Annotated in this window: 22 protein-coding genes; 14 read left to right on the top strand and 8 right to left on the bottom strand. The window is 70.8% G+C overall.

Features of this window, described 5'->3' with window-relative positions; all coding sequences use genetic code 11:
• Nucleotides 1–24: 24 nt before the first annotated feature.
• Both ABD830_RS44365 and ABD830_RS44360 read left to right on the top strand, forming a co-directional pair.
• Nucleotides 25–1,167, top strand: a complete 1,143-nt coding sequence (locus tag ABD830_RS44365; RefSeq protein WP_345000874.1) for an FAD-dependent monooxygenase — start codon at nucleotides 25–27, stop codon at nucleotides 1,165–1,167.
• 33 nt (nucleotides 1,168–1,200) lie between these two features.
• Nucleotides 1,201–1,773, top strand: coding sequence for a hypothetical protein (locus ABD830_RS44360; protein WP_345000872.1), 573 nt, complete (start codon nucleotides 1,201–1,203; stop codon nucleotides 1,771–1,773).
• Here the strand turns inward: ABD830_RS44360 and ABD830_RS44355 are convergent.
• Complete coding sequence (locus tag ABD830_RS44355) at nucleotides 1,763–2,578, bottom strand: SAM-dependent methyltransferase (protein WP_345000870.1); 816 nt, start codon at nucleotides 2,576–2,578, stop codon at nucleotides 1,763–1,765. The genes ABD830_RS44360 and ABD830_RS44355 overlap by 11 nt on opposite strands.
• 143 nt (nucleotides 2,579–2,721) lie before the next feature.
• Nucleotides 2,722–3,669: an NAD(P)H-dependent flavin oxidoreductase gene (locus ABD830_RS44350; RefSeq protein WP_425567239.1), complete on the bottom strand. Its 948-nt coding sequence runs from the start codon at nucleotides 3,667–3,669 to the stop codon at nucleotides 2,722–2,724.
• 158 nt (nucleotides 3,670–3,827) lie between these two features.
• Between ABD830_RS44350 and ABD830_RS44345 the strand changes: the two genes are divergently transcribed.
• Nucleotides 3,828–4,013 (top strand): hypothetical protein, encoded by a 186-nt coding sequence (locus tag ABD830_RS44345; protein ID WP_345000866.1) that lies wholly within the window; start codon nucleotides 3,828–3,830, stop codon nucleotides 4,011–4,013.
• A 51-nt stretch (nucleotides 4,014–4,064) separates the two neighbouring features.
• Here ABD830_RS44345 and ABD830_RS44340 read toward each other — a convergent pair whose 3' ends face one another.
• Nucleotides 4,065–5,165, bottom strand: a complete 1,101-nt coding sequence (locus ABD830_RS44340) for a serine hydrolase domain-containing protein (RefSeq protein WP_345000864.1) — start codon at nucleotides 5,163–5,165, stop codon at nucleotides 4,065–4,067.
• A 100-nt stretch (nucleotides 5,166–5,265) separates the two neighbouring features.
• On the opposite strand from ABD830_RS44340, the gene ABD830_RS44335 reads away from it, so the two are divergent.
• Nucleotides 5,266–5,910 (top strand): TetR/AcrR family transcriptional regulator, encoded by a 645-nt coding sequence (locus ABD830_RS44335; protein WP_345000862.1) that lies wholly within the window; start codon nucleotides 5,266–5,268, stop codon nucleotides 5,908–5,910.
• Here the strand turns inward: ABD830_RS44335 and ABD830_RS44330 are convergent.
• Together ABD830_RS44330 and ABD830_RS44325 are read right to left on the bottom strand one after the other, a co-directional pair.
• Nucleotides 5,891–6,691: an N-acetylmuramoyl-L-alanine amidase gene (locus tag ABD830_RS44330; protein ID WP_345000860.1), complete on the bottom strand. Its 801-nt coding sequence runs from the start codon at nucleotides 6,689–6,691 to the stop codon at nucleotides 5,891–5,893. The two genes, ABD830_RS44335 and ABD830_RS44330, sit on opposite strands and share 20 nt — an antisense overlap.
• A 68-nt stretch (nucleotides 6,692–6,759) precedes the next feature.
• Nucleotides 6,760–10,011: an ATP-binding protein gene (locus tag ABD830_RS44325; protein WP_345000858.1), complete on the bottom strand. Its 3,252-nt coding sequence runs from the start codon at nucleotides 10,009–10,011 to the stop codon at nucleotides 6,760–6,762.
• 172 nt (nucleotides 10,012–10,183) lie between these two features.
• Here ABD830_RS44325 and ABD830_RS44320 point away from each other — a divergent pair, with 172 nt between their 5' ends.
• A complete protein-coding gene (locus ABD830_RS44320) occupies nucleotides 10,184–10,669 on the top strand; it encodes a hypothetical protein (protein ID WP_345000856.1) in 486 nt (161 codons plus the stop codon).
• A 29-nt stretch (nucleotides 10,670–10,698) separates the two neighbouring features.
• Here the strand turns inward: ABD830_RS44320 and ABD830_RS44315 are convergent, their stop codons facing one another.
• From ABD830_RS44315 to ABD830_RS44305, 3 genes are read right to left on the bottom strand one after another with little or no spacing between them, the layout of a single operon-like run.
• A complete protein-coding gene (locus ABD830_RS44315) occupies nucleotides 10,699–11,277 on the bottom strand; it encodes a GNAT family N-acetyltransferase (RefSeq protein ID WP_345000854.1) in 579 nt (192 codons plus the stop codon).
• 22 nt (nucleotides 11,278–11,299) lie between these two features.
• Complete coding sequence (locus tag ABD830_RS44310; protein WP_345000852.1) at nucleotides 11,300–12,772, bottom strand: APC family permease; 1,473 nt, start codon at nucleotides 12,770–12,772, stop codon at nucleotides 11,300–11,302.
• 30 nt (nucleotides 12,773–12,802) lie between these two features.
• Nucleotides 12,803–13,447 (bottom strand): GOLPH3/VPS74 family protein, encoded by a 645-nt coding sequence (locus tag ABD830_RS44305; protein ID WP_345000850.1) that lies wholly within the window; start codon nucleotides 13,445–13,447, stop codon nucleotides 12,803–12,805.
• Nucleotides 13,448–13,701: 254 nt separating this feature from the next.
• Between ABD830_RS44305 and ABD830_RS44300 the strand changes: the two genes are divergently transcribed.
• From ABD830_RS44300 to ABD830_RS44260, 9 genes are all read left to right on the top strand, one after another.
• A complete protein-coding gene (locus ABD830_RS44300; RefSeq protein ID WP_345000848.1) occupies nucleotides 13,702–15,909 on the top strand; it encodes a glycoside hydrolase family 9 protein in 2,208 nt (735 codons plus the stop codon).
• Between the two features lie 72 nt (nucleotides 15,910–15,981).
• Nucleotides 15,982–16,281, top strand: a complete 300-nt coding sequence (locus ABD830_RS44295) for a PadR family transcriptional regulator (protein WP_345000846.1) — start codon at nucleotides 15,982–15,984, stop codon at nucleotides 16,279–16,281.
• Nucleotides 16,278–17,189, top strand: coding sequence for a hypothetical protein (locus ABD830_RS44290; protein ID WP_345000843.1), 912 nt, complete (start codon nucleotides 16,278–16,280; stop codon nucleotides 17,187–17,189). Before ABD830_RS44295 ends, ABD830_RS44290 begins: the two co-directional genes overlap by 4 nt.
• A 34-nt stretch (nucleotides 17,190–17,223) precedes the next feature.
• Nucleotides 17,224–18,120, top strand: coding sequence for a hypothetical protein (locus ABD830_RS44285; RefSeq protein WP_345000841.1), 897 nt, complete (start codon nucleotides 17,224–17,226; stop codon nucleotides 18,118–18,120).
• A 41-nt stretch (nucleotides 18,121–18,161) separates the two neighbouring features.
• The gene (locus ABD830_RS44280) at nucleotides 18,162–19,055 is read left to right on the top strand and encodes a hypothetical protein (RefSeq protein WP_345000839.1); all 894 of its coding nucleotides are present in this window, start codon (nucleotides 18,162–18,164) and stop codon (nucleotides 19,053–19,055) included.
• A gap of 19 nt (nucleotides 19,056–19,074) precedes the next feature.
• Entirely contained in the window at nucleotides 19,075–19,980 is a 906-nt protein-coding gene (locus ABD830_RS44275) for a hypothetical protein (RefSeq protein ID WP_345000838.1), read from the top strand.
• A complete protein-coding gene (locus ABD830_RS44270) occupies nucleotides 19,981–21,708 on the top strand; it encodes a peptidoglycan-binding protein (protein WP_345000835.1) in 1,728 nt (575 codons plus the stop codon).
• Nucleotides 21,701–22,375, top strand: coding sequence for an ABC transporter ATP-binding protein (locus ABD830_RS44265; protein WP_345000833.1), 675 nt, complete (start codon nucleotides 21,701–21,703; stop codon nucleotides 22,373–22,375). Before ABD830_RS44270 ends, ABD830_RS44265 begins: the two co-directional genes overlap by 8 nt.
• On the top strand, nucleotides 22,372–23,553 hold the full coding sequence (locus tag ABD830_RS44260; RefSeq protein WP_345000831.1) for an ABC transporter permease: 1,182 nt from the start codon (nucleotides 22,372–22,374) through the stop codon (nucleotides 23,551–23,553). The genes ABD830_RS44265 and ABD830_RS44260 overlap by 4 nt, the downstream gene beginning before the upstream one ends.
• Nucleotides 23,554–23,557 lie beyond the last annotated feature (4 nt).

Raw genomic sequence — 23,557 nt, 5'->3', positions numbered from 1 at the left:
GCGCCGCCCGTGAAGCTACAGGGCATGAAGAACACCAACGTCCTCATCTCCGGCGCCAGCATCGGCGGTCCCGCCCTCGCTCACTGGCTCACCCGCTACGGCTTCAACGTCACCATCGTCGAGAAGGCCCCGGCCCTCCGCCTGGGCGGGCAGGCCGTCGACTTCAAGGGCGAGACCCACCGCACCGTCCTGACCCGCATGGGGATACTCGAGGACGTCAAGGCGCTCCAGACCGGCGGCGCCGACCAGGAGATCGTCGACGCGAACGGCCACAGCCTGGCGGTCATCCCCGGCGAGTTCACCGGCGGCGACATCGAGATCAGGCGCGGCGACCTGACCCGGCTCCTGTACGAGAAGACGGCGCCGTACTGCGAGTACATCTTCGGCGACTCGATCACCTCGCTGACCGAGACCCCCAGCGGCGTCCACGTCACCTTCGAGCGCTCCGCCCCCCGCACGTTCGACCTGGTCGTCGGGGCGGACGGGATCCACTCCAACGTCCGCCGCCTCGCCTTCGGCCCGGAGGCCGACTACGTGAAGTTCCTCGGCCACTACTACGCCCTGGTCGACGTGCCCGCGGCCTTCGGCGCGGTGCCGAGGATGTACAACGAGCCCGGCAGGATGGCCGCCGTGGGCGGACCGAAGGCGCCCGCGTTCTTCGTCTTCGCCTCCGAGCGCCTCGACTACGACCGGTACGACATGCGGCAGCAGAAGGACATTTTGGCCCGCGCCTACGCGGGCATGGGCTGGAAGATCCCGGCGGTCATGGAGGAGGTGCGCCACTCCCAGGACGTCTACCTCGACTCCATCAGCAAGGTCACGATCGACCGCTACAGCCAGGGGCGCGTGGTGCTGCTCGGCGACTCCGCGTACGGCAACACCCTGGGCGGCTTCGGCACGGGCCTGGCCATGGTCGGCGCGTACGTGCTCGCGGGCGAACTGGCCTCGGCCGGCGGCGATCACCGCGTGGCCTTCGCACAGTACGAGGAGCAGATGCGCGGGTACGCCAAGGTGGCTGACAGCGGCAACGCCGGCCCCTTCCTCGCCCCCGGCACCCCGGCCAGGCTCCGGATGCGGAACTGGATGTTCAAGTACAGCTTCCTGCTCGGTCTGATGATGAAGCTGACCGACAAGTTCGCGACCGACATCACGCTCAAGAGCTACTGAACCTTTCTCACATCTGTCGCATCCAACTCCGATATGAACAAGATTCAGCGGCTCGCCGCTCTGTCCGTCCTCCCCGTCGCCGCGGCTCTGGTGGCGCTCCCGGCCCAGGCCGCGGAGCGCCCCACCTGCCCCACCCCGACCAAGGCGGACGTGAAGCAGTCGTCCGACAGCAAGGTCGACCAGCCGCCCAGGGGCGCCACCGCCATCAGGGGAGTCCGCGTCAACCACATCCCGAAGGGCTTCACGTACGGCGGAGTCCTCGTCAGCAAGCACGGCGGCATCAGCGAGTACAGCTACCAGTGGGGGGACGACCGCCCCAACGCGGATCCCAAGCAGCGGTCGCTGTGGATCAGGGTGGTGTGCTGGCCGAAGGCGAGCAAGCTGGCACAGCTCAAGAACGGGCCGTTCGACATGGGGACGTTCTCCGGCGACACGAAGACCATGAAGATCGGCAGTCGTCAGGTGCTCACCCAGGAGGGCGACGGCGCGCTGGGCGACGGCCGGTACGCGGGCTGGGTCGAGCGCAAGGGAGTCGTCGTCACCGTGATGGCCAGCACGCCCCTCGTACCCGAGCTGGCGCAGATCATCGAGGGCATCAAGCTCTGAGCCGGCCGACCCCGCCCTCGATGCGGAGCCGCGACATGTCGTCCAGCAGGGGGATGTGGGGCTCCTCGCCGAGGTGCCAGTCCTGGACCGGCACCAGGCCGGGCCCGATCAACTCGAACCCGTCGAACAGCCGCAGCACCTCCCTCCGCGTCCTGAACCGCGCCTGCGCGGGGGTGCCGGCCGTCGACTTCGTGAGCTGGGCGATCGCCTCGGGGTCGCTCTCCGCCATCGCGTGGGTGAGCGCCAGATGGCTGCCCGGCGCCATGCGCTCCCTGAACGCGGCCACGATGCCCTCGGGGTCCTCCTCGTCCATCACGTAGTGCAGCACGCCGACCAGCAGCACGCACACCGGCCGGCCGAAGTCGATCAGATCGCTGACGTGGGGGTCGGCCAGCACGTCGGCCGGGCGGCGCAGATCGGCCTGGATGCTGGCGATGCCGGGCGAGTCGGCCAGCAGCACCTGGGCGTGCAGCCGCACCACCGGGTCGTAGTCGACGTAGACCACCCGGCAGGAGGAGTTCACGGAGCGGACGGTCTCGTGGATGCTGGGCGAGGTCGGGATGCCGGTGCCCAGATCGATGAACTGCCGCACGCCCTGCTGCGCCAGATGGCGGACGGCCTCGACCTGGAACCTGCGGTTCGCCCTGGCCACCATGCGCGTTTCCGGGGCCACCGCGAGCAGCCTCTCGGCCACGGCCCGGTCGACCGCGACGTGGTCCTTGCCGCCGAGCAGATAGTCGTACACCCGGGCGGAGCTGGGAACAGTCGGGTCCACGCCAGGCGGAACGCGTTCTAGCTCGGTCACGGGGGGGCCGTCTCCTTCTGCGCGCACAACTCGAACGCCATACTACTCGCCGCTCATTCGCCAGACGCCTGAATCAGGCGAAGAACGCTCCAAACGGAACGGCAGCCGAAACAGAACACGTTCTCGGTTGCTGCACCTGGTGGTCAGCTGTCCGTGAAGCGCGTCAGGAGCCGCTCGGCGGCGGCGAAGTCGGCCACCACGTCGGCCGCCGTGCGCCGCTCGCGCACCATCCCCACTCCCTGCCCCGCGTAAATGTAGGCGGTGTCGAAGTCCCCCTCGCGCCGCGCCTCCTCCAGCCGGGCGCGAGCGGAGTCGTCCGCGGCCAGCTCGTCCTCGCGGCCCGCCCAACGGTCGAAGAACTCGTTACGCAGCGCCCGCCCGCCGTACTCCGGCGGCCACCCGAGACGCTGGGCGATGTCGAAGACCCGGCCGTACGCGGTGCCTGTCTCCTCCGCGGCCAGCAACCGGTCGCCGGCCGCCGCGGAGAGCGCGGTCTCCACACACCCCATGAACGCCGTGCCCACCCACGCCCCGGCGGCGCCGGCGGCCAGCACGGCGGCGAGCCCGCGCGCGTTCGCGATGCCGCCCGCCGCGAGCACCGGGATCCGCACCGCGTCGAGGACGCTCTGCAGCAGCGGCAGGGTGCCCACCTCGTCGCGCCCGTGCCCGCCGGCCTCGGCCCCGCGCGCCACCACCGCGTCCACCCCGGCCTGCTCGGCGGCGCGGGCCTCGTCGGTGGTGCCCGCCTGGGTGACGACCGTGATGCCCGCCTGCCGGAGCTCCTCGACGTAGCGCGCGTACGGCCCGAAGCTCACGGAGACCATCGGGGGACGGAGCTCGAGCACGGCCTCGAACTGGGCCGGGTTGCCGGGCAGCGCCCAGGCCATGAGCCCGATCCCGTACGGCCCGCCGCCCGCGACGGCGGCCTCCTTCGCGATCCACTCCCCCGTGACGGCGGCGGAGGCCCCGATCACACCCAGCGCCCCGGCCTCGGAGATCGCGGCGGCCAGCCGGCCCGCCCCCACGCCCGCCATCGGGGCACCCACCAGGGGCACCTTCAGGCCGAACCGATCAGTGAGCCAGGTGTGCAAGATCACTACCTCCGTAACCCCTGCTGAAACCAGTCTTCCATGACCATTCCTACCCAGGAACGGAATTTGAGCCGGATGACCGATGCGCTCATGACACACACCTGTGCATCCTGGTGGGGAACGGATTCCGTTCCGCAGCTGAGAGGAGTCACGAGGGCATGGACAATGCGGCAGGCCGCCCGACCGTGATCTTGGATAATGGCGTGGTCGGCAGGGTCATGCTGGCTCATCCGTCCAGGCGCGATCTCGTGCTCGTGCTCGGCATGGACGGCACCTTGCTGAGCTGCCAGCTCGACGACATCGCCTGCGTGGTGGGCGGCAAACCGCTCTGCCGCGACGGCTGACGCCGACGGCCGTCAGCTGGTGGCCGTCCTTTGAAGAGAGGCGGGAGCTCGTCAGGCGGCTTTGACGATGGCGCTGATCAGGGAGACGGCCGCGAAGTCGTTGGTGAGGCGGTTCTTCGTGAGGGCGAACGCGGTGCCGGTCGCCGTGTCGGCCCAGGCCGCGCTGCCGCCCGCGCCCGGCACCCCGAAGACCGTCGGGGTCGCCTCGGCCGTCGAGTCGGGGGCGCCGATGCCGTACCCGAGCCCCCAGGCCGAAGGCATGCCGAACACCTCGTCGATCCCGCTGGAGGCCACCGCCGTCACCTCGCGCAGCCGGTCGGGCGAGATCAGCCGCGTCCCGTCCACCTCGCCGAGCAGCGCCGCGTACATCCGCGCGATGGCCCTGGCCGAGGTCTTGCCGCCAGCGGGGATGTCGGCGGACAGGTAGTCGGGCCTGTTGCCCAGGTCGGCGGTCGGCATCAGGCTCATCGGCCCCGCCTTGAACATCGGCAGGTCCGCCGGCATCTCGCCCCACGCCGACATGTCCATCGGCGCGTCCTCCAGCCTGGCCAGCCGGGCGTGCTCCTTCTCCGGCATCCCGAAGTAGAGCTCGTCGGCCACGCCCAGCGGCCCCGCCACGTCCTCGAGCAGCACCTGCGAGATGGGCTTGCCGGTGACCCTGCGGACGATCTCGCCGACCAGGAACCCGAACGTGTACGCGTGGTAGCCCATCTTGGTGCCCGGCTCCCACCACAGCTCGGCGTCCTCCAGCGCGGCGACCATCTTCTCCCAGTCGCAGACGTCCTCGGGCGTCGTGTCGAGCGGCACGCCGGGCACACCCGCCGTGTGCGACAGCACGTGCCGTACGGTCACGCCCTGCTTGCCGTGTCGCCCGAACTCCGGCCACAGCTCCACCACCGGCGTGTCATAGCCGAACAGCCCCCGCTCGGCCAGGATGTGGGCGATGGTCGCGGTGGCGCCCTTGCCGATCGAGTAGTTGTAGAAGGGCGTGCCGGACGTCACGGGCCGCCCGGTCTCGGGGTCGGCCACACCCGCCACCACGTCCACGACCTGGACGCCGTCTCGATAGACGGCCACCTGGAGCCCGCGTTCGTCGCCTGACTCCACGAGCCTGTCCGCGGCTTCCTGCACCTGCTTCTGAAGATCACTCATAGTCTCAATCCTTGTCCGCCTCAGGAACTAGACGGTACAGTACTCACATCAGTACGGAACTGTCTAGTACTCTTTTCCGTAAGAGGGCGAAGGGGTGGTCATGGCACCGGATGAGGACGGCCGCACGGCACGCAAGCGCAGGCAGATCATGGACGCGGCGCGGCCGGTCTTCCTGCGCAACGGCTACGTGGGCGCGAGCATGGACGAGGTGGCGGCGCTGGCGGCGGTCTCGAAGCAGACCGTCTACAAGCACTTCACCGACAAGGAGCAGCTGTTCACCAGCATCATCCTCGACACGACCGGCCAGGTGGGCGGGCTGGCCACAATGATCGCGAAGGCCCTCGACGAAAGCCACGACCTGGAGAAGGACCTGGGCGCGCTGGCCCGCCAGTATCTCGACGCGCTCATGCGGCCGGACGTGCTCCGTCTGCGACGGCTGATCATCGCCGAGGCCGACCGCTTCCCCGATCTCGGCCGGACCTGGTACCAGCAGGGCTTCGAGCGCTCGCTGAAGACCCTGGCCGCCGCCTTCGAACGCCTCGCGGAGCGCGGTCTGCTCCGCCTGGACGACCCCCAGCTGACCGCCGAGCACTTCGTGGGCCTGCTGCTGTGGATCCCGGTGAACAAGGTCATGTTCTGGGGGGCCGGCGACCACTACACGGAAGCCGACCTGGAGCGGCTCTCCGAGGCCGCCGTCGCGGCGTTCCTGCGCGCGTACGGGACCGCTAGCTCAGGTACTTCGTGAGCCCGCCGGCCAGTGCCTTGGCCATCCGCTCGCGGAAGGCGGGGTCGGACATCTTGGCGGCGTCCCCTCGGTTGCGCATGTTGCCGCACTCGATGAACACCGCAGGTCGCGTGGAGAGGTTGAGCCCGCCCAGGTCGGTGCGGGTCTGCAGCCCGTCCGTGCCGGTGTAGGTGGAGTACGGGAGCCCCGTGCCGGCGTGGTAGGCGTTCCTGACTGCCACGCCGAGCCGGCGGGACGGCTTGATGATCGCGTCGTTGTGCCCCTCGACCGGCCCCGGCATGATCACGTGGAAGCCGTGCCCGCCCGGCGCGGCGCCGTCGCCGTGGATCGACAGGACCGCGTCCGCCCTGGCCTCGTTGCCGATGGCGGCCCGCTCGGTGACGCACGGGCCGACGCCTTTGTCGTTGGGCCGGGTGAAGACGACCTTGGCGCCCATCTTCTCCAGGATCGGCCTGAGCCTCCTGGCGACGTCCCAGGTGAACGCGTGCTCGGGGTATCCGGCGTCGGTCTCGGTGCCGGTCGTGTTGCACGCCTTCCTGCCGGTGATGATGTCGACCTGGCGGTTGATCTCTTTGGGGTGCGCGGCGTTCCCGCCGTTGTGACCGGGGTCGATCACGACGATCTTGCCGGCCAGCGCCTGCCCGGCCTGCTCCGTGGGCTCCGGGCTGTCGGACGGCGACGCGGGCAGCGCCGCCTCCGGTGCGCTGGGCGTGGCACCGCCGCACGCGGCCAGCGCGGCCAGCGCGGCGAGCGCCACGAATCCGGTCCGGTACGCGTGCATGGTCCCGACCGTACCCGGTGCCGCGCGGCAAACCCAGTACCTCATATGACCTGCGCTTTCGCGTCCAACTAGGTGGCCAGCCGGGCTGCCCGTCGGTGGTCGTACGGCGTGGCGAGGCGTTCCGCGGCGGCCATGGCCTGCGCTGCCGCCCTCCTCGCCGCCTTCTCCCTGCCCGCCGCGGCCAGCACGAGGGCGCGGGCCCAGCCGATGCGGGCCGCGGCCCCGGGGTGCCGCGCCAGGTACGCGCCCAGGTGGGCGTGGAGCTGCCGCGTCGTCGCCCGGTCCGGCCGGGGGCCGAGCGACCAGAGCAGCTCGGCCAGCCCCGTCCAGCACTCCAGCATCCCGCGCTGCGCCGACGGCAACCCCCGCGCCAGTTCGAGCGCCCGCGCCAACGCGTCGCGCGCCACGCTCCGGTCGGTGTCAGCGGCGCGCACGTCCAGCCGCACGTCGGCCGCGACCAGCCCGCTCGTGCCCGGGACACGGAGGTCCAGTCGTGCGGACGCCGTGATGATGCGCATCTCCTGGATCGCCCGCGTGACCGGCCCGTCCCGCAGACCCAGCTCCTTCTCGTACGTGCGGCGGCGGTCCGTGGACGAGCGGGCGGCCGCCAGCACCTCCGCGATCCGCTCCGGAGCCACTCCGTCCATCCGCAGCAGCGCCTCGGCCCGGCCGGTCAGGCACCAGTGGCGGCCGATCTCGTCCCCGCCCACCCGGCGCACCGCCAGCTCCTCCGTCTCTGCGAACAGATCCGCCGACGCCGCGAAGTCCCCCTGCCACAGGGCGGTCTCCGCGAGCATGCCGGCGCAGTTCTCCGCCATCCGCGGGTCCAGGGTCCTCGCCCGGCCCTCGGCGAAGAACTGCCGGGCTCTCTCGAACGCGCCCGCATGGAGCTGGTCCAGCCCCCGGGACAGCCTGGCGCGGTTCGCGGCGTCCGTGGGGTGCCGGAGCTCGGCCAGGGCGGTGTCGGAGAGCGTGCCGTAGCGGCGCGCGACGCGGTGGCGGCCGGCTATGCGGGCGATCGCGGCGAAGTTCGCGTACGCCTCGGCCCGCAACGAGGGGTCGGTCGTCCGTTCGGCGGCGTTGAGCTGGCGGAGCGAGGCGGCCAGCATCGTGGGCAGGTCCTGCTCGTGGTAGGCGAGCCTGGCCAGCAGAGCGAGCGCCTGCGCGGCCTCCGTCCCGGCCGCCTCCGAGAGGCAGGAGGGCACGACGCGGCGACCGGCCTGCCGGGCGGCGGCGGTCAGCGTGGCGGTGGCGAGGCCGGTCGGTGCGGCGGGGAGCGGCTCGCCCAGGGCGTCGAGCGCGGCCCTGGCGAACTGCGTGGCCTCCGCCACCCTGGCCAGCTGGTACGCGCTCACCCCTGCCATCCGCAGCCAGCGGGCACGCAGGTGCGGCGCCTGCGTGCCACGCGCGAGGCGGCGCCGGACGATGGCCGCCGACTCCTCATAGAGGCGTAACCGCAGGCAGAGCGTCCAGTAGCGATCGAGGAACCGCGATTCGCCCGACGTCGCCCAGGCCAGGCGGATGTTGTCCATCTCCGCCCCGAGCACGCGGGTCACCTCCGTGTCCGAAGCGTCGTGGAGGGCGGGTGCGTGGTGGTCGAGCAGCCCGGCGAAGTGGGCGGCGTGCCGCTCGCGTACGGACCGGTGGGCCACAGGGTCCTCGCGCAGGTGCGCGGCGGCGAACTGCTGGATGAGCGGGTGGAGGGCGTACCGGCCGGACGGGGTGAGGTGGATCATGCTCTGATCGACCAGGCGGACCAGTACCTGCGGGGTGGTCGCGGCCACCTCCAAGGCCGAGCACAACGTGCACCCGCCCCCGAACACCGACAGCGCGGCCAGCGCCGACCGGCAGGCCGGGTCCAGCAGACGCCAGGAGGTCTCGAACACCGTACGCATGCCGGCGTGCCGTGGCCTGGCGGCGGGTCCGGCGGTGGAGAGCAGGGCACCGGGATCGGCGCGCAGGCGCCGGGCCAGCTCCGCGCACGGTATGGCGCGCAGCAGACCGGCCGCGAGCTCGACGGCCAGCGGGAGCCCACCGGTGACAGCGCAGATCGCGGCCACGTCGGCGGCCTCGCGGTCCGCGTCGAACGACGGTTGCGCCCTGAGCGCCCGCGCCGTGAACAGCGCCTCCGCGGCCAGCCCCGACAGTCCCTCCACCTGGACGACCGCCTGGCAGGCCAGGTCCGGGCGGCGCCTGCTCGTCGCCAGGACCCGCACCTCGGGGGCCGTGCGGAGGATCTCGCCGATGACCCGGTCGAAGGCCGGGAGGTGGTCGAGGTTGTCGAGCACGAGGAGGGTCGTGCGGTGGGCGAGCGCGGCGAGGAGGAGGTCCGTGGCGGGGCGCGGCGGCGAGAGGTCCACGCCGAGGCGGCGGGCCAGCGTGGTGACGGCCGCCTCGGGCCGCACGCCCGCGAAGGACACGAACGCGACCGGGTGTGGGTCGGGGGCGCTCGACGCTGCGGCGACGGCGAGGCGGGTCTTGCCGATCCCGCCCGGTCCCAGCAGGGTGACCAGGCGCTCGCGGGCCATCAGCGCGCGCAGGTCCCGGACGTCGGCGTCCCTGCCGATCAGCTCCGTGCCGGGCACGGGCAGCGCCACGCGCGAGGTGGGCAGCGCCCTGGGCACGAGCTGCCGCCTGACCTCCAGGGTCTCCGGCGCGGGTTCGACGCCCAGCTCGGCGGTCAGCCGGCGGCGCAGCTCGTCGTAGCAGGTCAGCGCCGCCGCCCGGTTGCCCGCTCCGGCCAGGGCTCGCATCAGCAGCCGGTGCGCCTCCTCGTCGTACGGGTCGAGCCCGGCCACGATGCGCGCCAGCCGTACCACGTCGTCAGAGGAGCCGGAGGACCCGGAGGCGCAGGAGGTGCTCGAGTGGATGAGAAGACCGCGCAGCAGCAGCCGCACCCGCCGGCGCTCCGACTCCAGCCAGTCGGCGAAGCCCGGCGCGTCGCCGAAGGAGACGCCGTCCAGGAAGTCGCCCCGCCACAGCCGCAGCGCCTCCGCCACCGTCGGCGCCTGGGTGAGACGCCGGTGGTCCACGAAGCAGGCGTGGTCGGCGCGGAGGCTCACGTGTTCGCGGGTGATGTCGAGCCAGCCGCCCACCTCCTTGCGCAGCTCGGACAGCGCGAGCCGCAGGCTGCCGCGCGCGTTGACGTCGGGGCGCTCGCCCCACAGCAGCGCGGCCAGCTCGGCGCGCGGGCGTGGGCCCGGCGCGGCGGCCAGGTAGCAGAGCAGCGCCCGCGTCTTGGCGGAACGGATGCCCACGGGCGCTCCTCCGACGGCCAGGTCGGGCGTCCCCAGCAGGAGCAGGGTCAGCGAGTCTCCCATGGACCCAGGAGAGTAGGCGCGCAGCTGCGGCCTCGCTGTGGAAAAAGGCGCGGATGGCGCGTGCCGTACATGACTGACGTGGGCTTTAACGATGCACTCACGATGCCCGCCGCAACCTGATGCCGCGCTTCGCGAGGGCCGCGAGGCGTACCGACATCAAGGAGAAGACAGCATGCGCTCTCACAAGCTGATCGCCGGGCTCGCGCTGGCCACCGGTCTCGCCGCGCCGGCGGCGCTGGCCGCGAGCCCGGCGCAGGCCGCGCCCGGGTCGTGCCGCGTGGACCTGCACAAGATCGTGGCCAACAACGTGGCGGAGCGGGACGGGAAGGACGAGCTCCGCTTCAAGGTGGACGGGAACCTGTTCCCGAAGTTCGGCGACAAGTTCCACGCCATGAAGAGCGGTGACTCGGCGGACGGCGCCGACTTCGGCAACCCGACCACGCTCGTCGTCCTGGACAGCGGGAACAAGAGCTTCAACCTGCGCGAGGTCACCCCGCCCATCGTGGGGGACGGCGACAGCCTCGGCTCGGCGACGGCGCACGAGTCCACCTGCCGGGGGCTCTCCACCGGCCAGCACGCCGATGACGTGACCATCATCTCGGGCAGTGACGAGACGCAGTACACCTACACGGTCACGCTCCGGCAGACCCGCCAGTAACCACCACCGTGGAAGTGCCCGCGGCGGGGCTACCCGTCCGCGGGCCGCCACATCGGCCAGAACAGGGTCCCGTCCGGCAGCGCGAACGGCTCCCGCGCCCGGTAGCCGTGGCGCGCGTACAGGTCGCGGTTGCGCGGGTCGCTGGCCTCCAGGTACGCGGGCACGCCGCCCAGCCGGGCGTGCTGGTGCCGCAGCAGCGCCGAGCCGAGCCCCTGGTTCTGGCAGCTCGGGTGGACCGCCAGGAAGGCCAGGTGGTGGTACGGCTCCGCGGGATGGTTCGCCGCGAACAGCGCGTCGAGCACCCGGAAGCGCTCGGCCCAATGGCCCGTGGCCTCGACCAGCCGCCGGTCGTAGTCGGGCGGCTCGGGCAGCGGCGCGGTGTGGGGGAACCAGACCGCGACCGCGGACCCGTCGTCGACGAGGTGGATCTCGCCGTGCTCGACGGCGTGGTCGACGAGGATCCGGAAGTTGGCGGTCATGACCTGGTGACGTTCCCTGCGGACGGGCACGAGGTAGTGCATCGCCCTCAGCCCGGAGAACGCGGTCGCGATGAGCTCCGCCACCTTCGCCGCGTCGTCGGCCGTCGCTCGCCGGATGACCGGCCGCATCGTCCAGGATTCTGCCATCGTGTCACGCCCCATCCCGGATCGCCGCCTTGGCGCCCAATCCAACGAGAGAGTAAACGGCGGGCTGTCCGGCGCGAAGTACCAGAGCCCACATCACTCCGATCACCGCGGCCACGCCGTAGACCGTGGGCAGGATCCACGCCAGCGGATCGCCCTCGGGCACCCCGAGCAGCGCCCCGAAGTTCTCCACGGCCAGCCACACCATCACGGCCAGCGCCAGCGCGGCGGGCACGGGCGCGGCGACCCGCCGCGAGAACGTCTCTCCGCTCGGCTCCCTGGCGAAGAAGACGATGATCGCGATGCTCGTCACGAAGACCAGCAGCAGCACGCCGAACCCGCCGAACGAGCCGCCGTAGAAGAAGAGCTGCACCAGCGGATCGAGCCCCAGCAGCGCGTAGGCCAGGATGACGGCCAGCCCGAACACGCTCTGGGCGATCGAGCCCGCCTTGGGTGCCCCGCTGCGCGCCCTCGTCCTGCCGAAGACCGACGGGAGCACCCGCTCCCGTCCGAGCGCGAAGAAGTAGCGGGCGGTGGTGTTGTGGAACGAGATCATCGCCGCGAAGAGGCTGGTCACGAAGAGCACCCGGGCGACGTCCACCACGGCGCCGCCCAGGTGCGCGCCGGCGAGCTGGAAGATGGTGTCGGCCTGGTCGCGCCTGGCCGTGGCCACGATGTTCGCGGGTCCGGTGGCGACCGTCATCGCCCATGACGACAGCGCGTACACGACCGCGATGATCGCCACCGCCGAGTACGTGGCCAGCGGCACCGTACGGCGCGGCTCCCGGCTCTCCTCCGAGAACACCACGGACGACTCGAACCCGACGAACCCCAGCGTCGCGATCACCAGCAGCGCCCCCACGCCGGGCACGAACAGCGCGCTCGGCGACAGCGTCTCCGCCGAGAACCCGGAGGTCGCCGGGTTGACCAGGTCCGCGAGGTCGAACAGCAGGATGACCGCCACCTCCGCGGTCAGCAGCACGGCGAGCAGGCGTCCGTTGACGTCCACCCGCATCATGCCCAGGGCCGCGACCAGGGCCCAGGCGACCAGCGAGATGATCCACCAGGGCGGCGTGACGCCCAGCCAGCGTTCGATCAGCGGCGTGGCCGCCGTCCCGAACGCGCCGTACAGGCCGACCTGCAGGGCGTTGTACGCGATCAGCGCCACCCAGGCGGCCGCGATGCCCGCGGGCCGGCCCAGGCCGCGGCTGATGTAGGTGTAGAACGCGCCGGCGTTCGCCATGTGCCGGGCCATCGCCACGTAGCCGACCGCGAAGACCGCCAGCACCACCCCGACCACCAGGAACGCGATGGGCAGCCCGGTGATCCCGGTGACCGCGTACGCGGTGGTCACCACCCCGGCGACGACGGTGAGCGGTGCGGCGGCGGAGAGCACGAAGTAGACGACCGAGGGCGCGCCGAGCCGGTCGGCGGCGAGCGCGCCGGTGATCGGGTCGGGCCCGGTCTTCACGAGACGCATCGGGTTCCTTCCGGGGGGGGTGTCGGGGGGTCACGTGCGATAGGTCAGTACGGCGTCGCCGACCGCGGCGCTCACCTGGCGGCTCAGGTCGCCCAGCGGCCGGGGGATCGCCTCCTGCAGCCGTGCGAGGTACTGGCGGGCCAGCCGCCGGTCGGCGGGGTCGTCGAGCACGGTGTCGGTCATGTCGCAGGCGTCCACCAGCGTGGCCAGCGCCATGTCCTGCGGCGACAGCGGCTCCCAGCGGACCAGCGCCAGCCGTAGCCGGGTGGCGGGCCACATGGCCTTGCTGAAGTCGGTGGAGAAAAAGCGACGTTGTTTGCGTTTGAGCAGTTTCGGGGTTTCGCGCTCCAGCAGCCCGGTGGCCACCAGCCGCCCGCTCACGTCGTCCACCGAACGCCGGGCGAGGTACGCCAGCCACGTACGCACGTCGGTATGGTGCGGCGAATTGCCGATATCGGCCAGCGCCCTGTCGGCCACGTTGTCGGGCACGTTCTCCATGGCCTGCCGCGGATCGACCACGGTGAGCCGCATGCCCCGCACGACGACCCTCTGGTGCAGCACCAGCTCGCCGATCAGGGCTCCGGCCAGGCCGAGCGCGATGCCCTGGACGTGCAGACGGGGCCTGCCCGAACCGGTCGTGTCCCACGAGACGAGAAAGAAATCATCGGCAAGCACCTTGAATCGGTCCGCTCACTATCGCCTTTAAAGGACAACCGTCAGGCGACCGGGCGTGGCCACCAGCCGCAATTTCTACCAAGAACATCATCGCCCGGCTAGGCCCATTTCCCGATAAGTTCGAAAACTGACGATATTAACGATGAAATCGTCATTTATCCGCATTGCTTGCGGGCGTTGACGGGGCGGCGGTGAGACAGGAGGATCAGATGGCTCCGCCTCTTGGGAGCGCTCCCACCCCCCGAAGGACCTCCATGCCCCGAAGCCGGGCCGCCATACTGGCCCTCCTCACCATGGTCGCCCTGTCCCCCGCCACCACAGCGCAGGCGGACGAGGGTCCCGAGCAGATCGTCAACGGCACCTTCGACACCGGCACCGCTCCCTGGTGGAGCACCGGCAACCTCACCCTCACGGTGGACGCCGGCCGGCTCTGCGCCGACATCCCCGGCGGCACGGCCAACCCCTGGGACGTCATCATCGGCCAGAACGACCTCCCGCTGGTGGCGGGCGACACGTACGCGTACCGGTTCAGCGCGTCGGCGAGCCCCGCCAAGGTCGGCAAGGCGCTGATCCAGCTCCCCGTGGACCCGTGGACGCAGTACCTGTCGGCCAATCCGGAGCTCAGCGTCTCCGGCAACGCCTACTCCTACACCTTCACCGCCCCCGTGTCGCTGCCCAACGCCCAGGTCGCCTTCCAGCTGGGCGGCAGCGCCGAGCCGTGGCGCTTCTGCCTGGACGACGTCTCGCTCAAGGGCGGCGCGGAGCCCGAGACGTACGAACCGGACACCGGACCGCGCGTCCGCGTGAACATGGTCGGCTACCTTCCGCAGGGCCCCAAGAAGGCCACCGTGGTCACCACCGCGACCACGGCACTCGGCTGGGAGCTCAAGAACGCCGCCAACCAGACGGTCGCCAGAGGCAGGACCACTCCCAGAGGCGTGGACGCCAGCTCCGGCCAGAACGTGCACACCCTCGACTTCGGCACCTACCGCAGGCCGGGCAGGGGTTACACGCTGACGGCGGACGGCGAGACGAGCAGGCCGTTCGACATCGCCGCCGACATCTACGACCAGCTCCCCGCGGACGCGCTGAAGTTCTACTACACCCAGCGCAGCGGCATCGAGATCCTCGACCGGCTCAGGCCGGGCTACGCCAGGCCCGCCGGGCACGCCGGCGTGGCGCCGAACCAGGGTGACGCGAACGTCCCGTGCCAGCCCGGCGTCTGCGACTACTCGCTCAACGTCAAGGGCGGCTGGTACGACGCCGGCGACCACGGCAAGTACGTCGTCAACGGCGGCATCTCGGTCTACCAGCTCATGGCCGCGTACGAACGGGACAGGTCCGCCTTCAAGGACGGCCAGTTGAACATCCCGGAGAGCGGCAACGGCACGCCGGACATTTTGGACGAGGCCCGCTGGGAGCAGGAGTTCCTGCTGAGCATGCAGGTGCCGGAGGGCAAGCCGTACGCGGGGATGGCGCACCACAAGATCCACGACCAGAACTGGACGGGTCTGCCGCTGCTGCCGCACCTGGACCCGCAGCTCCGCGAGCTGCACCCCACCTCGACGGCCGCCACCCTCAACCTGGCCGCGACGGCGGCGCAGGCGGCCAGGCTGTTCGCCCGGTACGACCCGGCGTTCGCCGTCAGGAACCTCAAAGCGGCCCGCAGGGCCTGGGCGGCCGCCAGGGCCAACCCGGCCAGGTACGCCGACCCGAACGACGGCACCGGCGGCGGCGCCTACAACGACAACGACGTGAGCGACGAGTTCTACTGGGCGGCGGCGGAGCTGTACATCACGACCGGCGGGAAGGAGTTCAAGGACTTCCTGCTCGCCTCCCCGCACCACACCGGCGACGTCTGGCGCGACAGGGGCTTCGACTGGGGCAACACCGCCCAGCTCGGCCGCCTCGACCTGGCCACCGTGCCCAACGCCCTCCCCGACCGGGCGCGGGTGCGGCGGTCCGTGGTCGAGGGGGCGGAGAAGTACCTGGCGGTCCAGCGGGCGCACCCGTACGGGCTGCCGTACAACCCGCCGGACTTCGACTGGGGCTCGAACAACCTGGTGCTGAACAACATGGTCGTCCTGGCCACGGCCTACGACCTGACCGGGCACGAGAAGTACCGGGCGGCCGTCCGCGAGGGCATGGACTACCTCTTCGGCCGCAACGCGCTCAACCAGTCGTACGTGACCGGCTACGGCGAGGTGGCCTCGCACAACCAGCACAGCCGCTGGTACGCGCACCAGCTCGACCCCGCGCTGCCCAACCCGCCGCGCGGCACACTGGCCGGCGGCCCCAACTCCGGTATCCAGGACCCGCTCGCGCAGCGACTGCTCAAAGGCTGCAAACCCCAGTTCTGCTACATCGACGACATCGAGTCCTGGGCCACGAACGAGCTGACCATCAACTGGAACTCCCCGCTGGCCTGGGTCTCCGCGTTCCTGGCGGACAAGGGCAGGTGATCCTCGTGAACGGCGTTGCGAACGCTCCGTTCAACGGAATACTGTCTGCGCATGCCCAGGGGAACCTCTGAAGTGAGTGAGCCGATGTACTTCGTGCTCACCGCCCTACGCGCGGGCCCGCTGCACGGCCACGCGATCAGCAAGTCGATCAAGGAGCTGTCCGGGGGCCGGGTCAAGCCCTCGGTCGGCACCCTCTACGGCATCCTGGAGCGCCTGAATGAGCGGGGCGTGATCAGCGTGGACAGAGAGGAGACGGTCAACGGCCGCAACCGGCGCTACTTCCGGATCACCGACGAGGGTCAGGCGCTGGTCGAGGCGGAGGCGAGGCGCATGCACGAGGCCGCCCAGCTCGTGCTGCGCCCCATCACATGACCGCCACCGCGCCCCAGCCCCCGACCGCCCTCGAACGTCGCTACCGCAGGCTGCTGCGCGCGTATCCGCGGAAGTACCGCGCGGCGCACGGCGACGAGCTGCTCGACGTCCTGCTGGAGTCGGCCGACGCCGGCAGGACGGTCCCCGCGCTCAGGGAGGCGTGGGGCCTGCTGACGGGCGGCGTGCGCAGCCGCGTCGCCCACCAGGCGACAGGCAGCGCCTGGGTGGACGGCCTGCACCTGGGCATCACGGCCGTGGCGGCGGCGAACCTCGCGGCGCTGCTCCCCTATGCGGCTGCCATACCGCTGTGGACGCTGCTGTCGGCACTCGCGTTACTGGCCGTCCTGCGCGGACGGGTGCTGGTGGCGTTCCCGCTCTCCCTGGTCACGGGCGTGAAGGCGGTCGCCGTCGCGGGCGGATGGCAGGCGTTCAACCGGACGCTGCTGCCGGTCGAGCCCTCCTTCCTCACTCCCCAGGGCCTGTTCGCGGACAGCAGCCCCTTCGCCGTCGCCGCGACCTACGCGGTGGTGCTGATCGGGCTGCTGGTGCTCGCGTCGAGACGGCGGGAGGCGCTGCGGATCCGGTCGTGGTGGTGGTGGCCGGCCGCCGTGGCCATCGCGTGGGCGGGCCCCCACTGGATGGAGGAGGACACGATTTTCCCGCTCAGCCTGAGCAGGCTGGCGGTGGAGGCGACGGCGCTCGGGCTGGCCTTGGCGTGCTGCTACCTGACGCGCGACCACCGGTGGGCGCTCGCGGCGGGCATCTACCTGCTGGTGACGTCCATTGAGCTGACCACGCACGCCGAGGAGCTGACCAGGCAGCACCTGGCCTACTGGGGCGTGCTGACCGTGCTGACCCTCGGGGCCACCTCCGCGCCGTTCCGGAGGCGGCGGCACTGTCTGGATTGACCATACTTCGTTAAACAGAGTATGGTTCCCCGCCATGACGAGAAAGACGCTGCCTACTGCGCTGCTCGCCCTCGCCGTCCTCTGCGGCTGCGGGGGCGCCGCAGAGACCGCCGCCCCGCCCTCTCCCAGCGCGGCGGCGGCCAAGGACAAGAAGCACCAACTCGAAGCGGCCAAGGCCGACTGCATGAAGCAGAAGGGCTTCAAGTACGTCGCGTGGGTGAAGCCCGAGTTGCCGGAGACCGAAGAGGACCGCAGCCGGGCCGCGGGCGACTACCAAGCCATGCGGAAATATCGCGAAAAATACGGTTTCGGGATCTTCGCCGAGTTCATCTACCCCAAGGAGATGGACACCACGGAGGCCCAGGGCGAACGCGGCGCCGCGGACCCGAACGCGAAGATACAGGAGGCGCTCTCCGACACTCAGCTGGGCGCCTACTACAAAGCCAAGGACGCCTGCATGGTCACGGCGGGCAAGCAGGTCCTCGGCGTGACCCTGAAATCGAACATCGACTACTACAACCAGATAGCGCTGGCCAGGAAGCGGGCGACCTCCAGCACGCTCGACACCGACGCCAAGCTGATGGAACTGGCCGCCACCATGGCCACCTGCCTGAAGGGCAAGGGCTACACCGTCGGTGACACCACGCCGACGGCCATGGCCAAGCGCGGCGAGAACGCGTTCTTCGAGCAGCTGGACAAGGTGGGCCGGGAGCAGGACGACAGCGTGCCCAACGTCCCGCCTCCGACGAAGAAGGGCCAGAGCCAGCCGATCAACATGCCGAGGCTCACCGCCGAGCAGGCCAGGCCGTACCTGGCCAAGGAGATCAAGGCCGCGCTCGACGACCTGGAATGCGGCAAGGACTTCTACCCGGCCTACACGCCGCGGAAGTCGGCGATCGACACACAGATCAGGGCCCAGTTCGCCTACTGACACCGCCGGCCCTGCCCCATGGACTAAGGACGACCTTCGCCATGCTCACCAGACTCCCCGTGACCGCCGCCGCCCTGCTGGCTCTGGCCGCGCTCTCCGGCTGCGGGAGCACCGCAGAGACCGCCGCCCCGCCCTCGGCCGGCGCGACGGCGACCAAGGACAAGAAGCACCAGCTCGAAGCGGTGAAAGCCGACTGCATGAAGCAGAAGGGCTTCAAGTACGTCGCCTTCGTCTATCAGGACCCGCCGGAGACCGAGGAGTCGAAGAAGCGCTCATCCGGCGACTACCAGGAGATGCGGAAATTCCGCGAAAAGTACGGGTTCGGAGTGTTCCGGGAGTTCGTCTACCCGCAGGAGTCGAAAAGCGAAAACGCCACGCCGGAGACCAACCCGAACGGGAAGATCCAGGGCTCGCTCTCCAAAGCCCAGTTCAAGGCCTATGAGAAGGCCATGACTGTCTGCGAGGCCACGTCCTACAAGCACGTGCTCGGCTTGGACGTGAAGTCGGAGATGGACTACCTCGGCCAGGGGAAGAAGGCCCGCGATCGGGCGCTCAAGAGCGGACTCAACGCCGACCCCCAACTGGTCGAGCTGGCCTCGGCCATGGCCACGTGCCTGAAGGGCAAGGGCTACACCATCGGCGACACCACCCCGGTCGCCCTGTCCGATCGCGGCTGGAGAGAGTTCTTCGCCCAGATGGACAAGCTGGGCCGCGCGCAACGCGACGACGTGCCCGACGTCGCGCCCCCGGTGAAGGAGGGCGAGATCGCGATGTCCTACTGGCCGACCCTCACACCGCAGCAGGCCAGGCCGTACCTGGACAAGGAGATCAAGGCGGCGCTCGACGACATCGAGTGCGGCAAGGACTTCTACCCGGCCTACAAGCCGAAGGAGTCGGCGATCCAGCAGAAGGTCAACGAACAGTTCGGTATGTGAGATAAGGACGATCTTCGCCATGCTCACCAGATTCCCCGTGGCCGCCGCCGCCCTGCTGGCTCTGGCCGCGCTCTCCGGCTGCGGGAGCGCCACTGAGACCGCCGCCCCGCCCTCGGCCGGCGCGACGGCGGCCAAGGACAAGAAACACCAGTTCCAAGCGGCCAAGGCCGACTGCATGAAGCAGAAGGGCTTCAAGTACATCCCGTACGTGTATCCGCGGCCGGAGGGCACCGAGGAGGGGCGCCTCCGGGATGCTGGCGATTACCAGGCGATGCGGAAATATCGCGAAAAATACGGCTTCGGGGTCTTTGCCTTGTACGTCTACCCCAAAGAGCTGGGCAACCCGCAGGTCAAACCCGACAAACCCCAAGCAGTGGACCCCAACTTGAAGATCCAGTCCTCGCTCTCCAAGGCGCAGAACCAGGCGTACCGGAAAGCTATGGAGGCCTGCGAGATCACGACGGCCAACCAGCTCTACGGCCTGAATCTGAAGCAGGGCGTCAACTTCTTCAACGAGGCGGGCAAGGCCTCGAACCGGGCCGTCAGGACCACGGTCAACAGCGACCCCAAGCTCGTGGAGCTGGCCACCGCCATGGCCACCTGCCTGAAAGGCAAGGGCTACGCGATCGCGGACACCACGCCGATGGCCATGGCGGAGCGCGGTTCGACGGAGTTCCACGCTCAGGAGGACAAGCTGGGCAGGGCGCAGATGAAGGATGTGCCCGACGTCGCCCCTCCGAAGAAGGCCGACGAGGTCCCGATGTACTACGCACCGACGCTCACTCCAGAGGACGCCAGGCCGTACCTGGCCAAGGAGATCAGGGCGGCACTCGACGACGTGGACTGCGGCAAGGACTTCTACCCCGCCTACCTCCCGAAGGAATGGGCGATCAGGGCGCGGGTCGACGAGCAGTACGGCATGTGAATGAGACCACGTAATCTCCTCGCCGGCGTCATCGCCGGTGTCGTGCTCGTCGCCGGGGCGGGGTGGGCGGTGAGCACCCGGTTACGCTCACCCGCAGACGAGGCGGCCCGCCGGGCCGCGCCCAGAGCGTCGCTGATCACCGCCGCCGTCGAGCGCCGCAAGCTGGTCAGCACCGTCGTGCTCAGCGGCACGCTGGAGTACGGCTCGCCGCTGCCGATCAGCCTGGCCGGTGTGGTCGGCGGCACCTCCGAGCTGCAGCGCGCCACGCGAGCCCCGCACCGGGGCAGGCTCAAGGAGGGCGCGGTGCTGATGGAGGTCAACGGCCGCCCGGTGTTCGCGCTGCGCGGGTCCGTGCCGATGCACCGCACGATCGCCCCCGGCACCAAGGGGGACGACGTCCGGCAGCTCCAGCGGGCACTGCGCCGGCTGGGTTACGGCGCCCCCGCCACGGGCGTGTTCGACCGGGCCACGATCTCGGCGGTCACCCGGATGTACACGAAGAAGGGGTACGAGGCCCAGCAGCCCACGCTGCTCGACCGGCAGCAGTACGACACGTTGCGCAAGGCCGTACAGACCGCCCAGGAGACCTTGGCGACCGAGCAGCAGACCCTCGACCAGGGACGCGACGTCCTGCCTCTCAAGATCAAGCTGACCAACGCCAAGGTGGACCTGAAGTCGGCCGAGCGGGCGCTGAAGGAGGCCGAGTCGCAGGAGGCGACGCCCGAGGACGAGACCAAGCTGGCGGCCGCGGACGCGGCCGTGCGCGCGGCGGAGGAGAAGCTCGCGCAGGCGGAGCAGGAGCTCGCCGCGGCCAGGAACCCGCCGACCCCACCGGCCTCGGGGGCCACCCCGGGGCCCACTGCCGCGCCGCAGCCCACCACCTCCACTGACACGAGCCTGCTGGAGATGCGGGTCGAGAACGCGAGAGCGGACCTGGCGGCGGCACACGAGGCCCGCGACCGGGCCTCGGAGGAGGCGCGGCAGGCCAGGGACAAGCGGCTCGAAGAGCTGCGCAAGGCCGTGCGCACGGCGAAGGAGGCCAAAGCCACCGCCGAGCAGGCACTGCGCCAGGCCAGGCAGCTCTCCCCCACCAGGCTCAAGGTCACCGGCGCCAGGAAGGACGTGGCCGCGGCAAGGGCGATGCTGGCCGAGTTCGCGCGTACGTACGGGACCTCCATCCCGCCCGGCGAGGTGGTGTTCCTGCCGAAGCTGCCGGCACGGGTGGAGAAGGTCTCCGTGAAGGCGGGGCAGCAGGTCCAGAACGAGATCGCCACGGTGACCGGCTCGACGTTCATGGTGACCGGGTCGGTCGAGGCGACGGAGTCCGACCTGCTGCGCACGGGCATGGAGGCGAGCATCGAGCTCGACAGCGGCAAGACGTACAAGGCGGCGCTCACCGCGGTCGGCGACCAGGCCAAGGTGCCCGGCGCCGAGGAACCCGCGAACGGGGCGGAGCCGGTGCTGCTCACGCCTGCCTCGACGAAGGGGCTCAAGGCCGGCACCGCGGTGACGGCCCGCGTGACGGTGGGGGCGACCAAGAGTCCGGTGCTGGTCGTGCCCGTGGCCGCCGTGATCACCGCTGCGGACGGGAAGGCGCGGGTGCAGGTCGAGTACGCGGCCGACAAGACCAAGGAGGTCGAGGTGCGTACGGGCCTGACCGCCGACGGGAACGTCGAGGTCACCGGCGCGCTCAAGGAGGGCGACCGGGTGGTGGTCAGCGGTGCCTGAGCCGGTGATCTCGCTGGTGGACGTCGGCAGGGAGTTCCCCTCGCAACCGCCGGTCCTGGCGCTCGACGGCGTCACGCTCCGGGTGGACAAGGGCGACTACCTCGCCATCGTGGGCCCGTCGGGCTCCGGCAAGTCCACCCTCCTGAACGTGCTCGGCCTGCTCGACCGGCCCACCTCAGGCAGCTACCGGCTCGACGGGACGGAGACCACGGCCCTGCGCGACGGGGCCAGGACCCGGCTGCGCGGCGACCGGATCGGCTTCGTCTTCCAGGCCTTCCACCTGCTCTCCCACCGCAGCGTGGTGGAGAACGTCATGCTCGCCGAGATCTACCGGAAGCAGCGGCGTGGCGGCAGGCGGGAGCGGGCCCTGGCGGCGCTGGAGCGAGTCGGCCTCGGCCACCGGACGGGCTTCCTCCCCGACCGGCTGTCCGGCGGCGAGCGCCAGCGTACGGCCATCGCCAGGGCCCTCATGGGCGAGCCGTCACTGCTGCTGTGCGACGAGCCCACCGGCAACCTCGACAGCCGCAACACGGAGGCGGTGCTGGACCTGTTCGACGAGCTGCGGGGGCAGGGGCTGACGATCGTGGTCATCACCCACGAGCAGGAGGTCAGCGAGCGGGCCGGCCGGCGGGTGCGGATCACCGACGGCCTGCTGGTGGAGGAATGATGCACGTACGCGACCTGATCGGCGAATCCGTCGCCGGCATGCTCGCCAGGCCGGTGCGTTCGGCGCTCACCACGCTCGGGACCGTGCTCGGCATCACCACGCTGGTCATCACGCTCGGCGTGGCCGCCACCGCCGGCAACCAGATCGTCGGCCGCTTCGACGCGCTGGTGGCCACGGCCATCACCGTCGAGGTGCCGGAGTCGCCGGGTGCCCCGCTCGTCGAGTGGGACGCGATCGACCGGCTGACCAGGCTGCGCGGCGTCGAGTCCGCCGCCGCGGTGGCCGACTCCAAGGACGGCGAGAACGTGTCCGTGCGCTCCAACGACATCGTGGACCCGACCCGGGTCACCACGCAGACCCTCACCGTGCTGGCCGCGACGACCGGCCTGCCGGAGGCGGCACGCGGCCGGATGGTGCAGGGCCGCTTCTACGACGCCGGGCACATCGCGCGGCGCGACCGCGTGGCGGTGATCGGCGACCAGGCGGCCAAGATGCTCGGCGTCACCCGGCTCGACCGGGCACCGGCGATCTTCATCGGCAAGCACGCGTACACGGTCATCGGGATCCTGGGTGACCTGCGCCGCGAGCGCAACCTGAGCACCGCCGTGCTCGTGCCGCCCACTGTGGGCAGGCAGTTCGGGCTGAGCGACGTCACCAGGGTGCTGGTCAACACGAGCCTGGGCGCCGCGGGGCTGATCGCCCGGCAGGCGCCCACCGCGCTCAGCCCGGGGAACGGCGACATGCTGCAGGTGGTCGCCCCGCCCAGCCCGACCAGGGCACGTGACCAGGCGCAGGACGACGTCAACGCGCTCTTCCTGATCCTCGGACTGGTCTCGCTCGTGGTCGGGGCGGTCGGCATCGCGAACGTCACGCTCGTCACGGTGATGGAGCGCGTCCCGGAGATCGGCCTGCGCCGCTCGCTCGGCGCCGCCAGGCGGCACATCGCGGCGCAGTTCCTGCTGGAGTCGACGCTGATCGGCCTCACGGGCGGCGTCATAGGCGCCGCCCTGGGCATCGTCACGGTCGTCGCGGTCTCCGCCGCCAAGCAGTGGACGCCCCTCCTGGACCTGCGACTGGCGGTCGCGGCCCCGGTCGCGGGCGCCGTGGTGGGCCTGCTGGCCGGGCTCTACCCGGCGCTGCGTGCGGCCAGGATGGAGCCGGTGGACGCGCTCAGGTAAGGGC

Origin of the sequence: Nonomuraea helvata (assembly GCF_039535785.1) — a bacterium.
GTDB lineage: Bacteria > Actinomycetota > Actinomycetes > Streptosporangiales > Streptosporangiaceae > Nonomuraea > Nonomuraea helvata.
This window is presented reverse-complemented; position numbering and strand designations above follow the sequence as displayed.